At 74.7% G+C, this 13927-nt stretch carries 12 protein-coding genes; 5 read left to right on the forward strand and 7 right to left on the reverse strand.

Features of this window, described 5'->3' with window-relative positions; genetic code table 11:
• Window positions 1-121: 121 nt before the first annotated feature.
• The 3 genes from HGA03_RS01920 to HGA03_RS01930 all read left to right on the forward strand — a co-directional run bounded on the left by HGA03_RS01920 (window position 122) and on the right by HGA03_RS01930 (window position 2819).
• Window positions 122-502, forward strand: a complete 381-nt coding sequence (locus HGA03_RS01920; RefSeq protein ID WP_168628511.1) for a VOC family protein — start codon at window positions 122-124, stop codon at window positions 500-502.
• Between the two features lie 62 nt (window positions 503-564).
• A complete protein-coding gene (locus HGA03_RS01925) occupies window positions 565-1299 on the forward strand; it encodes a response regulator transcription factor (protein ID WP_275407612.1) in 735 nt (244 codons plus the stop codon).
• Complete coding sequence (locus tag HGA03_RS01930) at window positions 1296-2819, forward strand: sensor histidine kinase (protein WP_239073701.1); 1524 nt, start codon at window positions 1296-1298, stop codon at window positions 2817-2819. The genes HGA03_RS01925 and HGA03_RS01930 overlap by 4 nt, the downstream gene beginning before the upstream one ends.
• Before the next feature lie 500 nt (window positions 2820-3319).
• Here HGA03_RS01930 and HGA03_RS01935 read toward each other — a convergent pair whose 3' ends face one another.
• The 6 genes from HGA03_RS01935 to radA all read right to left on the reverse strand — a co-directional run bounded on the left by HGA03_RS01935 (window position 3320) and on the right by radA (window position 11155).
• Complete coding sequence (locus tag HGA03_RS01935) at window positions 3320-4246, reverse strand: aldo/keto reductase (RefSeq protein WP_168628512.1); 927 nt, start codon at window positions 4244-4246, stop codon at window positions 3320-3322.
• Window positions 4247-4338: 92 nt separating this feature from the next.
• The gene (locus HGA03_RS01940) at window positions 4339-5043 is read right to left on the reverse strand and encodes a hypothetical protein (RefSeq protein WP_168628513.1); all 705 of its coding nucleotides are present in this window, start codon (window positions 5041-5043) and stop codon (window positions 4339-4341) included.
• A gap of 1547 nt (window positions 5044-6590) precedes the next feature.
• Complete coding sequence (locus HGA03_RS01945; RefSeq protein ID WP_168628514.1) at window positions 6591-8177, reverse strand: ABC transporter permease; 1587 nt, start codon at window positions 8175-8177, stop codon at window positions 6591-6593.
• Window positions 8174-9079: an ABC transporter ATP-binding protein gene (locus tag HGA03_RS01950; protein ID WP_168628515.1), complete on the reverse strand. Its 906-nt coding sequence runs from the start codon at window positions 9077-9079 to the stop codon at window positions 8174-8176. Before HGA03_RS01950 ends, HGA03_RS01945 begins: the two co-directional genes overlap by 4 nt.
• The gene (locus HGA03_RS01955; protein ID WP_168628516.1) at window positions 9076-9720 is read right to left on the reverse strand and encodes a TetR/AcrR family transcriptional regulator; all 645 of its coding nucleotides are present in this window, start codon (window positions 9718-9720) and stop codon (window positions 9076-9078) included. The genes HGA03_RS01950 and HGA03_RS01955 overlap by 4 nt, the downstream gene beginning before the upstream one ends.
• Window positions 9721-9742: 22 nt before the next feature.
• On the reverse strand, window positions 9743-11155 hold the full coding sequence (radA, locus tag HGA03_RS01960; RefSeq protein ID WP_168628517.1) for a DNA repair protein RadA: 1413 nt from the start codon (window positions 11153-11155) through the stop codon (window positions 9743-9745).
• 51 nt (window positions 11156-11206) lie between these two features.
• Between radA and disA the strand changes: the two genes are divergently transcribed.
• Together disA and HGA03_RS01970 are read left to right on the forward strand one after the other, a co-directional pair.
• Window positions 11207-12310 (forward strand): DNA integrity scanning diadenylate cyclase DisA, encoded by a 1104-nt coding sequence (gene disA / locus HGA03_RS01965; protein WP_168628518.1) that lies wholly within the window; start codon window positions 11207-11209, stop codon window positions 12308-12310.
• A 39-nt stretch (window positions 12311-12349) separates the two neighbouring features.
• Window positions 12350-13273, forward strand: a complete 924-nt coding sequence (locus tag HGA03_RS01970; RefSeq protein WP_168628519.1) for an NADP-dependent oxidoreductase — start codon at window positions 12350-12352, stop codon at window positions 13271-13273.
• Window positions 13274-13286: 13 nt separating this feature from the next.
• Here the strand turns inward: HGA03_RS01970 and HGA03_RS01975 are convergent, their stop codons facing one another.
• Window positions 13287-13871, reverse strand: coding sequence for a hypothetical protein (locus HGA03_RS01975; RefSeq protein ID WP_168628520.1), 585 nt, complete (start codon window positions 13869-13871; stop codon window positions 13287-13289).
• Between the last annotated feature and the right edge of the window lie 56 nt (window positions 13872-13927).

Raw genomic sequence — 13927 nt, forward strand, 5'->3', positions numbered from 1 at the left:
TTCGCCCAGGGCGTGCACACCGAACGTGCACGGAACCCGTGGGGTGCGCACAGCACGGGCGCGCGGCATCCTGGACCGGTCCGGTCACATCGTGGTGGCCACCTCTCGGAGGGTCCCGATCATGGCCGATCTCAGCAACCCGTTCAGTGGGTACTCGGTGGACGACGTCGATGCGGCGGCCCGGTTCTACGGCGAGGTGCTCGGGCTGGAGACCCGCCAGGTGAACGGGATGCTCTGGCTGCACCTGGGCACCGGCGCCGAGGTCCTGCTCTACCCGAAGGGCGACGCGCACCGGCCCGCGGAGTTCACCGTGCTGAACTTCCGGGTGGCCGATGTGCCCGGCACGGTGGCCGAGCTGCGCGACCGTGGCGTCGAGTTCGAGCACTACCGGGGTACCCCGGTGCAGACCGACGACGACGGTGTGTTCCGCGGCGGTGGCCCGCTGATCGCCTGGTTCACCGACCCGGCCGGCAACGTGCTGTCCATCGTCGCCGACGACTGACACTCAGGGTTCTCACAGGCTCACGTCAGGGCCGCCTCAGCCAGCTCGCGCACAGTGGGCGCATGAGCGCCTCCACCCTGACCCGTGAAGCACTGACCCGTCCGGACGGCCAGCCCGTCCGAGCCCTCGTCGTCGACGACGAGGCCACCCTGGCCGAGCTGCTGTCCACCGCCCTGCGCTACGAGGGTTGGCAGGTCGAGCACGCACTGACCGGCCAATCCGCCATCAAGCAGGCCAAGAGCCTCGACCCGGACGTGATCCTGCTCGACGTCATGCTGCCCGACCTGTCCGGGTTGGAGGTGCTGCGCCGGATCCGGTCCACCCACCCGACCGTGCCGGTGCTGTTCCTCACCGCCAAGGACGCGGTCGAGGACCGGATCGCCGGGCTGACCGCCGGTGGCGACGACTACGTCACCAAGCCGTTCAGCCTGGAGGAGGTCGTGGCCCGGCTGCGCGCCCTGCTCCGCCGCACCGGTGCGGTCAACCAGCGCGAGGAGGCGGTGCTCACCGTCGGCGACCTGGTGATGGACGAGGACTCGCACGAGGTCACCCGCGGCGGCGAGGACATCCGGCTGACCGCCACCGAGTTCGAGCTGCTGCGCTACTTCATGCGCAACCCCAAGCGGGTGCTGTCCAAGGCGCAGATCCTGGACCGGGTCTGGCAGTACGACTTCGGCGGGCAGGCGAACATCGTCGAGCTCTACGTGTCCTACCTGCGGCGCAAGATCGACAAGGGCCGCGAGCCGATGCTGCACACCCTGCGCGGCGTGGGCTACGTGCTCAAGCCCGCGGCGTGAGCGCCCCGGCACCGCGCACCCGCCGTCCCTCGATCCGACATCCCCGCTGGACCCTGCGCCGCCGCCTGGTCGCGGTGGTCGTGGTCCTGCTGGCCACGGTCGCGGCGGCGATGGGCGTGGTGTCCACCCTGGCGCTGCGCAGCTCGCTGATCGGGCAGATCGACGCCCGGCTCGCGGCGGCCAGCGAGCGCGCGCAGACCGCGCCCGAGCGGTACCGGGACGACTTCCCGCCGCTGGAGGACGAGGACGCCGTGCCCGACCCGCCGGCCAGCGACGTGCCGCCGGCGCTCGGGCTGCCCGGCCAGGACGTCGGCACCGTGAACGTCTACCAGCGAGACGGCATCACCCAGTCCGGGTACCTCGACGACGACGGCGAGAGCCAGCAGCTCACCGACGCCCAGCTCGACGTGCTGCTCGGCCTGACCCCCGACGGCACCCCGGTCACCGTCGACCTGCCCGACCTCGGCAGCTACCGGGTGGTCGCGGTCACCAACGACGACGGCGACCTGTCGGTGACCGCCCTGCCCCTGGCCGGCACCACCAGCACCGTGGACCGGTTCCTGGCCGTGGAACTCGCGGTCGCGGTGATCGGCCTGCTCGCCGGCGCCACCCTCGCCACCGTCCTGGTCCGGCGTGAACTGCGCCCGCTGGACCGGGTGGCGGCCACCGCCGGCCGGGTCGCCCGGATGCCGCTGGCCCGCGGCGAGGTGGAGATCGCCGAGCGGGTGCCGGAGCAGGACACCGACCCCGCGACCGAGGTCGGCCAGGTCGGTGCCGCCCTGAACCAGATGCTCGGCCACGTGGAGTCCGCGCTCACCGCCCGGCACGAGTCCGAGACCCAGGTCCGCCGGTTCGTCGCCGACGCCTCGCACGAGCTGCGCACCCCGCTCGCCTCGATCCGGGGGTATGCCGAACTCGTCCAGCGCCGGCCCGGCGACCTGCCCGAGGACGCGGTGCGCGCCATGGGCCGGGTCGAGTCCGAGGCCAAGCGGATGACCGGACTGGTCGAGGACATGCTGCTGCTCGCCCGCCTGGACGCCGGCCGGGACCTCGACCTGACCGAGGTCGACCTGACCGCCCTCGCCGTGGACGCGGTCGCCGACGCCCACGTCGCCGGACCGGACCACGACTGGCACCTGGACCTCGGCACCGAGGGCGACGAACCCCCCGCACCCGTGATCGGCGACGAACACCGGCTGCGCCAGGTCCTGCTCAACCTGCTGTCCAACGCCCGGGTGCACACCCCGCCCGGCACCCGGGTCACCGTCTCGGTTCGCGAGGAGGGCGACCAGGTGGTGCTCCGGGTCCGCGACGACGGGCCCGGCATCCCGGAGCCGCTGCGCTCCCGGCTGTTCGAGCGGTTCGCCCGCGGCGACGAGTCCCGCAACCGTGCCGCCGGGTCCACCGGGCTCGGCCTCGCGATCGTGCACGCGGTGGTCACCGCCCACGACGGGACGATCGAGGTCGACGGCACGCCGGGGGCGACGACGTTCACGGTCCGCCTCCCCCGCGCCGCCTGACGCTGCCGACCCGCCCGCCGAGCCCGACCTCCCGCCGAGCCGGACCCGCCTGCCGAGCCCCCGACCCGCCCGCCGAGCCGGACCCGCCCGACCCGCCCGCCGAGCCGGACCCGCCCGACCCGCCTGCCGAGCCCGACCCGCCCGATCCACCTGCCGAGCGCGACCCACCTGCCGAGCCCCTGCTCTCTGCTCCACCGCCCGCGAGCCTTCCCCGGGCCTTCTTCCCCCTCGAGAGTGCACGAATGCACGCCTCCGGGGCCGAGAGGCGTGCATTCGTGCACTCTCGGCGAGACGGGGACGGGCGGCGGGGCCGGTGTGGAGGATTCGGGCGAGTTGGGCGTGGCAGGAGCGGGCGCGGCGAGGTCAGGCCTGGTCGGTTCGGGCGCGGCAAGGTCAGGCCCGGCCGGTTCGGGCGCGGCAGGCGGTTCGGGCACGGCGAGGTCGGGCCTGGCCAGTTCTTGCGGGCCCGGCCGGTTCGGAGGGCCCGGCCGGGCGAGTGGTCAGGCCTCGCTGAGGGTGCGGACCTGGTCGGGGGTCAGCTCCAGGGTCGCGCCGGCGATCAGGTCGGGGAGCTGCTCCGGGGTGCGGGCGCTGGCGATCGGGGCGGCGATCCCGGGCTGGGCGCGCAGCCAGGCGAGCGCCACCGAGGTGACCGAGGCGCCGGTCTCCGCGGCGACCGCGTCCAGGGCCGACAGCACCGCGCGGCCGCGGTCGTCCAGGTAGCGCGCGGCCCCACCCGCACGCTGGGAGTCCACGGTCGTGCCGTCCCGGTACTTGCCGGTGAGGAACCCGCTGGCCAGCGACCAGTACGGCAGCACCGCCAGGTCCTCCGCCACGGCCAGGTCCTGCAGTTCGCCCTCGTACTCGTCCCGGTGCACCAGGTTGTAGTGCGGCTGCAGCGCCACGAACCGCGCCACCCCGAGTTCGTCCGCGATCGCCAACGCCTTGGCCAGCCGGTCGGCAGTGAAGTTGGACGCGGCGACGTAGCGGGCCTTGCCCTGGGCGACCACCTCGCCGAGCGCGGCGACCGTCTCCTCCAGCGGGGTGTCCTGGTCGTCGATGTGGGCGTAGTACAGGTCGACGTGGTCGGTGCCCAGCCGCCGCAGCGACCCGTCGATGGCCGCCCGGACCGCGGCGCGGGACGTCCCGGGCTGTGCGGCCGCCTGACCGACCTTGGTCGCGATCACCACGTCGTCGCGGTTGCGCCGGGCGGTCATCCACTCCCCGATGATCGTCTCCGACTCCCCGCCGGAGTTGCCCGGCACCCACTGGGAGTAGACGTCGGCGGTGTCGATGAAGCTGCCCCCGGCGGCCGCGAAGCCGTCGAGCACGGCGAACGACTGCTCCCGGTCCGCGGTCCAGCCGAAGACGTTGCCACCGAGGTTGAGCGGCAGCACGTCCAGGTCGGTCGAGCCGATGCGGGTCATGGTCCTCCTCCCCGCCGGCGAGGAGCCGGCGGACTGCGGTCGCGGTCCGCCCCGAGTGACCGGACCGTCCCTGCGATCCTCTCCCGGCCGGCTCAGACCGGGAAGGCCGCGTACGCGTTCCGCACGTCCGCGATCAGCGCGGTCAGCTGGAAGACACCGGTGCCATTGCTCCACACCGCCGTGCCGGTGCCGTCACCGCGGTCGACGATCGTCACCGCCCCGGTCTGCTCCCCTGCCACCGACACCGGCCCGGACTCCAGCACCTCACCGGTCAGGCCCTCCGCGAGCGCCGCCTGCTGTGCGGTCGCCTCCTCCGCGGTGGCCCACTGCCCCGAGCGCACCGTCACCTGCTCGCCCGCACTGTCGGCGTACACGTCGAGGTACGCCTCCAGCGCCCCGGCCGCGACCCACTCCGGGTCGTCCTCCGACGACGCCAGGGCGTACTGCAGCACGGTGGCCGGCAGATTCGCGGCGAAGGCCGAGCTCGCGGTGCGGTCGACGGCGGGAAGATCGGCGGTCGGCGACGGCGCGACCACCACCTCCGGCTGGGCGGCCGGCTGGTCGCGGTTCATCAGGTACCAGGCCCCGAACCCGCCACCGACCAGCACCAGCACACCCACCACGATCAGGGTGATCCACAGCGCACGGCGGCTGCGACCGGGCGCCGACGAGTCGACCGGCTCACCCGCCGGATCCCCGGTCTCGGAGGGGTCGGCACTGGCCGCCAGCGCACCGGTGGACGCCCCGTCGTCGCCGGTCGCCGGGTGGGCGGCCCCGGCAGACAGGGTCGCCGACAAGCGTGCAGGCGCGGAGGGAGTCGCGCCGGTCGCCGGGAACCCAGCGGCACCCGTCGTCCCACCCACCGGAAACCCAGCGGTGCCAGCGTTCCCGCCCACCGGGAACCCCGCGGACCCAGCGGCACCCGTCGTCCCGGCTACCGGGAACCCGGCGTGCCCGAGGGCAGCAGCGGTCCCGCTCACCGGAGACCCGGCGTGCCCGGTCCCGGTCGTGGAGGCCGCCGGAGAGGCGCCGGAGCCGACCGCGGCAGCAGTACCCGGCCAGGTAGCGGCGGTGGCCGCCCCGTTCCCAGGCGCCCCGGTCGGATGGGACGCGCCGGTCCCGGCCCCAGGTACCCCGGTCGGAGGGGACGCGCCGGTTCCGGCCCCAGGTACCCCGGTCGCGGAGAGCGCACCCGCCCCGGCCCCGGCCACCGGGAGCGCAGCAGCCCCCGCCACAGGCTGCACGCCCGCACCGGCGGCAGCGACCGCACCAGACCCGGCCGCGGCCGAGAACGACCCCGCCGCGGAGGACGCGGCAGCAGCCGGCGCACCCGCCACGGGACCACCCGCAGGGACACCAGCACCGTTCGCGGGCGCACCGCCCGGAACGACCGGCAGCTCACCGGTCACCGGCTGCCACCGGGGGCGCGTACCTGCGCCGACCACTGGGGTCGGATCGGTGACCGGGTGCCAGGCGTGAGGAACCGGCTGGGCACCCGCGCCGGGCGCGGCCGCCGCACCCGCCGGCAGCGACGAGGCAGCGAACGCAGCAGCGCCGGAAGCCGAGCCGGCAGCACCCGGGCCGGAAGCCGAGCCGCCAGCGCCCAGGTCGGAAGCCGAGCCGCCAGCGCCCAGGTCGGAAGCCGACACCGGGGCAGTCCCGTTCGCCGCACTCGGCGCGGGGTCGCCTCCGTTCGCGACCGCGGGGGCGAACCCAGGCGTCGCCGCCGAAGCCACAGCGGAGGCCCCGGCCGATCCGGCGCCCGAAGGCTCAGCCGAGCCGGACGAGACCGGGCCAGACGAGACCGGGCCAGACGAACCCAGTCCGGAAGCAGTCGGTCCAGAGGCCGCGCCGGACAAGCCCGGTCCGGAAGCAGCCGCGCCGGACGAACCCAGTCCGGAAGCAGCGGGGCCAGACGACGCCAGTCCAGAGACACCCGGGCCGAGCGAGCGCTCGTCCGGCACCGCCCCGAGCCGCGGCACCACGGGGATCGCCGCGGTGCTCACCGGGGGCTTGCCCCGCAGGGACCGGCGGCTCGGCACCACCGGCACCGCCAACGCCCCGGTCGGCGTCCCGGGCTCGGCGCCCGTCCCCGGGTTGGCCTCCGCGCCGGCGGAGGGCCCCCCGCCGGGCGCGCTGCCGAAGGCGGACGGCACCGCGGGCACGCCGGGCGCGGGGTCCGCGGCGTCCGGGCCGGTGGGCGGTCCGCCGGTGGCGCCGGTCGCGCCGGGCCGGGTCTGGTGCTCAGTCATGGATGTCTCCCCGCATGGTCCCGGGCAGCCTAATGGGCGTGTCGCGCGGTCACGGGGCACATCGCGGCCGTCGTGTCGGCCGGCGCGGCGGCTCAGGCGAGCAGGTCGCGCCGCCGGAATCCGGCCACCCCGGCGGCGAACAGCACGAGGGCGGCGGCGCCGAGTCCGAGGGTGGGCGCCCAGTCCATGGCGTCGCCGGGCAGCGCGGGCACCAGGCGCAGGACGGACAACCGGTCGGTGCCCTCCGGCAGCAGACCGGCGAGCATTCCGGCGAGCGCGACGTAACCGAGGTACGCCCACCCGACGATCAACAGCCGGGGTAGCCAGCCGATCAGCAACGCTGTGAGCCCGGTCAGCGACCACACCACGGGCAGGGTGACCAGGGAGGCGGCGGTCAGGTGCGGGATCTGGCCGGGGTCGTCCAGGGTGCCGGCGGCGGCCAGCCCCATCGCGAGACCGCCGATCACCAGGACCAGTGCGGAGCCGGCGAACGGGACGACGACCTGGGCGAGCATCCACCGGGTGCGGCCGACCGGTCCGGCCAGGACGTGCCCGGCGCGGCCACTGGTCTCCTCGGTGTGCAGGGCGGCGACGCCGGACACCCCGGCAGCGGCGGCCAGGCAGGTGGCCAGCACCAGGTAGCGGGCGAACACCGGGTCGGTGGCCGATCCGGACGCTCCACCGGACAACAACTGGGCGAGCTCGGGTTCCTCGGCGATGAAGTCGAGCACCTGCCGGGCCAGCACACCGACCAGCGCGCACAGGGCGGCCGAGCCGAGTGCCCAGGCGAGCAGGGTGCTGCCCTGGCGGCGGAGCGTGACGGCGGCCAGCCCGCGCAGCCGGGGCGAGGCGGTGGCGCGCCCGGACCGGTCGGGCAGCAGCGCCGAACCGAGGTCGCGCCGGGCGGCGACCAGGCCCGCGCCCGCGGTGAGCAGGACGGCGGCGACCGGGAGCAGCAGCAGCGGCCACCACCGTTCGTCCACCCACGCCCGGGTGGCCTGCGCCCAGCCGAACGGGCTGAGCCAGCTCCACACGCTGCCGGACTCGCGGGCCTGCACGTCGCCGACCGCCCGCAGCAGGTAGCCCACCCCGACCAGGGTGGCGGCCACGGCGGAGGCGGTGCGGGCCCGCGCGGCGAGCTGGGCGGCGCAGGCACCGGCCGCCCCGAAGACCAGCCCCAGCCCGGCGACCCCGGCACCGAAGGCGATCGCGCCGGGCAGGGCCAGGCCGGCGGCGACCAGGACGACGACCAGCCCGGCGCCGATCACCAGGTCGGCGATCAGCACCACGGTCATCGCGGCCGGGACCGCGGCGGTGCGGCCGACCGGGGCGGCCCGGACCAGCTCCATCGACCCGGACTCCTCGGCGGCGCGCAGTTGCCGGACTGCCAGGAACGCGGACATCAGCGCGACCGGCAGGGCGACCCAACCGAGCAGCTCGTTGGCGACCATCGCGCCGAGGGTGTAGTCGTCGAGCCCATACCCGGGTCCGGCGAGGGCGGTGGCGGCGGGTGAGGCGATCAACTCGGCGCGCGCGGCCTGGGCCCCGGGGTTGTCGAAGACCTGCGCCTCGGAGCGCACCGACCCGGCCGTGATCAGCCAGATCGCGACCGCCCAGATCAGCAGCCGGATCCGGTCGGCGCGCAGGCCGATCCGGATCAGCTGCCCGGCGCCGGTCATCGCACGCCGCCGTATTCGCGCAGGAACAGGTCCTCCAGGGTCGGCGGGTGGGCGGTGAGCGCGTGCACCTGGTGCCGGCCCAGGGTGTCGAGTAGGGCGGGCAGCCGCTCGCCGTCCACCTGGAACCGCAGCCGCGCGCCGTCCCGGTCGAGGTCGTGCACCCCGTCGTCGCCGGTCAGGGCGGTGATCAGCCCGGTCGCTGCCTGGTCGTCGGCGAGCTGGAGCTGCACGGTGGTCCGGGTGCGGCCGCGCAGCTCGTCCAGGGTGCCGGTGCGCACCCGCCGGCCGGACCGGATGATCGTCACCCGGTCACACAGCGCCTCCACCTCGGCCAGGATGTGGCTGGACAGCAGCACGGTGCGGCCCTGGGCGGCGACCTGGCGGATCGTCTCCTGGAACACCGCCTCCATCAGCGGGTCCAGCCCACTGGTCGGCTCGTCCAGCAGCAGCAGCTCGGTGTCCGCGGCCAGTGCCGCCACGAGTGCGACCTTCTGCCGGTTGCCCTTGGAGTAGGCGCGCATCCGCACGGTCGGGTCCAGTTCGAAGCGCTCGATCAGCTCCTGGCGGCGGCCCGGGTCGATGCCGCCGCGCAGCCGGCCGAGCAGGTCGATCGCCTCCCCGCCGGTGAGGTTGGGCCAGAGCGCGACCTCACCGGGGACGTAGGCCAGTCGCCGGTGCAGGTCGACGGCGTCGCGCCACGGGTCGCCACCGAGCAGCATGGACCGGCCCTCGTCCGCCCGGATCTGGCCGAGCAGGATCCGGATGGTGGTGGACTTGCCCGCGCCGTTCGGGCCCAGGAAGCCGTGCACCTCACCGGTGGCGACCGCCAGGTCCAGTCCGTCCAGCGCGGTGCGGCGGCCGAACCGCTTGACCACGCCGGACAGCTCGATGCTGTGGCTCATGACTCCTCCTGCTGGGCGAGGTAGGCGTGCAACATGCCGGGATCGGTGAGCATCGCCTCGGTGTAGAGCTCCAGGGCCGGCAGCACCGCCCATTGCGCCAGGTGCGCGAAGGCGGCGGCCGGTTCCAGCGTGGGTGACGGCGCCCGGCCCGCCTCCGCCTCGATCAGGGTCAGCTGCAGCAGCCCGACCGACTGGGCGACGGCATACCGGGCGCGCAGCTCGGGGTCGCGGGAGGGCCGCACGGTGCCGGCCCGTTCCCCGGCAGCCAGGTACTCGCGGGTGGCCTCGGTCATGTGGTCGACGAACCCGGCCGCGACCGGCCCGCCGGTGGCCAGGCTGCGCACCACGTAGCCGAACACCGGGCCGTACTGGGTCAGGTCGCCGAGCTCGGCCATCACCTCCCGCGGGCTGTCCACGGTCAGCGACTGCTCCTTGCGGTGCCGGATCCTGGCCAGCACCTCGTCGTCGCAGGCGGCGCGCAGTCCGTCCTTGGACCCGAAGTGGTGGATCACCAGCGCGGGGCTGACCCCGGCGTCCTCGGCGATCGCGCGCAGGCCGACGCCGAACCCGTCCCGGGCGAACCGGAGCATCGCGGCATCGCGGATCCGGGCCCGGGCGGTGAGGTCGTCGGCTGAACGCATGTACAGCAGACTAAACAGTTGTTCAGCCCGGCGCCAGCCCCTTGGTCGCCCGGACCGCCTCCATCAGGTCGGCGGCCTGGGCGACCGCCATCCCGGCCGGTGCCTGACCCGGCTCGATCGACCCGGCCGGCACCACCGCGTGCGTGAACCCGAGCCGCGCCGCCTCGGACAGCCGGCGCAGCGTCCCGGTCACCGGCCGGATCTCCCCCGCCAGCCCGACCTCGCCGATCGCGACCAGCCGCGGCGGCAGCGCCACGTTCTCCCGCGAGCTCACCGTCGCCAGCGCCAGCGCCAGATCCGCCGCCGGCTCCACCACCCGGGCACCGCCCACGCTGGAGACGTACACGTCCTGATCGGCGACCTTGAGCCCGGCCCGGCGCTGCAGCACGGCCAGCACCATCGCCAGCCGGGAACCGTCGATGCCACTGGTGGTGCGCCGCGGGTTGGACAGCATGCTCGGCGCCACCAGCGACTGCACCTCGGTGGCCAGCGGCCGCCGGCCCTCCAGCGTGACCGTGACGCAGGTGCCCGGGACCTGGTTCCGCTCGGTGGACACGAACAGCCCGGACGGGTCGGCGAGCCCCACGATGCCGGTCTCGTTCAGGTCGAAGCAGCCGACCTCGTCGGTGGGCCCGAACCGGTTCTTGGTCGCCCGCAGCAGCCGCAGCCGGGAGTGCCGGTCGCCCTCGAACTGGCAGACCACGTCGACCAGGTGTTCCAGCGTGCGCGGGCCGGCCACCGAGCCGTCCTTGGTCACGTGCCCGACCAGCACCACCGGCAGGTTGCGCTGCTTGGCCGCGGCGATCAGCGCACCGGCGACCTCACGCACCTGCGCCACCCCACCCGGCGACCCCTCGACCTCCGCGGAGGCCACGGTCTGCACCGAGTCCAGCACCAGCAGGTCGGGCGCGGACTGCTCGATGTGGCCCAGGATGGTCGCCAGGTCGGTCTCGGCGGTCAGCAGCAACCGGTCGGCCAGCGCCCCGATCCGTTCCGCGCGCAGCCGGACCTGCCCCGCCGACTCCTCGCCGGTCACGTACAGCACGGTGCGATCCGCGGTCTCGGCCACCCGGCTGGCGACGTCCAGCAGCAGGGTCGACTTGCCCACCCCCGGCTCACCGGCCAGCAGCACCACCGCGCCGGGCACGAGTCCGCCGCCGAGCACCCGGTCCAGCTCGTCCACCCCGGTCGGCCGCGACCGGCTGGTCTCCACGTCGATCTGGGCGATCGGCCGGGCGGCACCGCGCGGCGGGGTGCTTGCGACCGTCCGGGGCGCCGCACCGCCGGCACCGCCCTCCTCGCCGACGCTGCCCCAGGTCTGGCACTCTCCGCACCGGCCGACCCACTTGCTGGTGGTCCAGCCGCACTCCGAGCAGCGGAAGCCGGCCCGGGTGCTGCGGGCGGCACGGGCGGTGCGGGAGGGACTGGTGCTCACGGGCGGTCACGCTAGCCGCGCCCACCCACACCCCGTGTCACACCCCGCGCGATGACGGTGCCGACCCGTAGGATCACGACCGTGCCCACCTCCCAGGCGGACGAGACGCTCCGCTCCACCCTGGCCGCCGTCGCGCCCGGCACCGAACTGCGCGACGGACTCGAGCGCATCCTGCGTGGGCGCACCGGCGCGCTGATCGTCCTCGGCTACGACGAGACGGTGGAGGGCATCTGCTCCGGCGGGTTCGAGCTGGACGTCGAGTTCTCCGCCACCCGGCTGCGCGAGCTGGCCAAGATGGACGGCGCGATCGTGATGGACCCCGACCGGGGCCGGATCCTGCGCGCCGCGGTCCAGTTGCTGCCGGACGCCTCGATCAGCACCTCGGAGTCCGGCACCCGGCACCGCACCGCCGAGCGCGCCGCCAAGCAGACCGGCCTGCCGGTGATCTCGGTGTCCGCCTCGATGCGGATCATCGCGCTCTACGTCGCCGGGCAGCGGCACGTGCTGGAAGACCCGGACGCGATCCTCGGCCGGGCGAATCAGGCGCTGGCCACCCTGGAGCGGTACAAGGCCCGGCTGGACGAGGTCTCCGGCACCCTGTCCGCACTGGAGATCGAGGACCTGGTCACGGTCCGGGACGTCTGCGTCGTGGTGCAGCGGCTGGAGATGGTCCGGCGGATCTTCGACGAGATCGCCGGCTACGTGGTCGAGCTCGGCACCGACGGGCGCCTGCTGTCCCTACAGCTGGACGAGCTGACCGGCGGGATCGGCGCCGACTCCGACCTGGTGGTGCGCGACTACGTGGACACCGCCCGCCGCACCCAGGAGCAGGTGCAGACCGCGCTGGCCGCCCTGGACTCCACCGAGCTGCTGGACCTGTCCGCGATGGCCCGGGTGCTCGGCCTGCCCAGTGCGGTCGAGGTGCTGGACTCCGCGGTCGCCCCGCGCGGTTACCGCCTGCTGTCCAAGGTCCCCCGGCTGCCCGCCGCGATCGTCGACCGGCTGGTCGGCCACTTCAGCGGGCTGCAGAAGCTGCTCGCGGCCAGCATCGACGATCTGATGGCGGTGGACGGCGTCGGCGAGCAGCGGGCCCGGGCCGTGCGCGAGGGCCTGTCCCGGCTGGCCGAGTCCAGCATCCTGGAGCGGTACGTCTGATCGCGGAATGACCACGGGCGGCAGGTCGTTGGCCGAGGCATGAAGGCAGTCACGTACGACCGCTTCGGCGGCGCCGAGGTCATGCAGGTCACCGACCAGCCCGAGCCGCACATCGGCCCGGACTCCGTGCTGGTGAAGGTGGTGGCCGCCGGGATCAACCCGGTCGACTACAAGGTCCGCGAGGGGTACCTGCAGGGCCTGATCGACACCCGCTTCCCCGCGATCCCGGCCTGGGACGTCGCCGGCGTGGTGGTGAAGGCCGGGCTGGACACCCCCGAGTTCGCCGAGGGCGACGAGATCCTGGCGTACGCCCGCAAGGACACCGTGCAGGACGGCACCCTGGCCGAGTACGTGCAGGTGCCGGTCCGCACCGCCGCCCGCAAGCCGGCCGGGCTGGACTTCGACCGGGCCGCCGCCCTCCCGCTCGCCGGGCTGACCGCGTTGCAGAGCGTGCGCCGGTCCGGGCTGCGCCAGGGCGACACCGTGCTGGTGCACGCCGCCGCCGGTGGGGTCGGGTCGATCGCGGTGCAGCTCGCGGTCCGCGAGGGCGCCCGGGTGATCGGGACCGCGTCCGAGCGCAACCACGACTACCTGCGCGAGCTGGGCGCCGAACCGGTCAGCTACGGCGACGGTCTGGTCGAGGCGGTGCGGGCCCTGGCGCCGGAGGGGGTGGACGTGATCCTCGACTACGTCGGGGGTGCGGCGATGGATGTCACGGACCAGCTCCGGCGGGACGGGGGCACCGTGGTGTCGATCGCGGACCCGCGGGCCCGGACCGAATTCGGCGGGCACTACGTCTGGGTCCGCCCGGACTCCGCCGATCTGGCCGGCCTGGCGCACCTGGCCGCGGACGGCGAGCTGCGGATCGAGGTGTCGGCCGCTTACCCGCTGGACCGTGCCGCCGAGGCCTACGAGGAGCTGGCTGCCGGGCACACCCGCGGCAAGATCGTCGTCAAGCCCTGAGGTCAGCCCGGGTTCAGCCCAGGGTGAAGACCACCGGGTCGGTGCTCACGCCGTTCAGGGTGAGCACCGCCTGGTAGGTCCCCGGCTGCGGCGCCGGCAGGCCGGTGGAGCACGCCTCGTCCGACCGGCTGCGGTCCCACTGGGTCTGCCGCTGGTCGGACTGCTCCGGCGCCAGCAGCAGTTGCAAGGGCTCACCCTCGCCGCAGTCGGTGCTGGCCCAGATCCGGTCGCTGCCCGAGGTCACCACGATCTCGCGCTGCGCGTCGCCGGCGTCCAGCAGGCACGGGGCGGTGCCGGCGTTGGTCATGGTGACGGTGAACAGCGGCTGCGCGCCCTCCGGGTAGTCGGTCGCGTCCGCGGCGAGCTGCAGGCTCAGGTCGGCCGGCTCGCAGGCGACCGCGCCCGAGCTCTGTTCCTCCGTCTGGGTGGAGGTACTCGGTGACGGGGCCGACACCGGCCCGTCGTCGCCGCCGCCGGTGAACAGCCGGATCAGCACGACCACCAGCACGACCACGACCAGCAGCCCCACCAGCACGACCAGGCGCCGCCGCCAGTAGACGGCGGCCGGTTCGGGCCCGACCGGACGCAGCACGCTCATGGCCGATCCTCTCTGTTCGACTCGCGATCACGGTAGTGTGCCGCACCCTCAGGCCG

The organism is Cellulomonas denverensis (assembly GCF_012396125.1).
Classification (GTDB): Bacteria; Actinomycetota; Actinomycetes; order Actinomycetales; family Cellulomonadaceae; genus Cellulomonas; species Cellulomonas denverensis.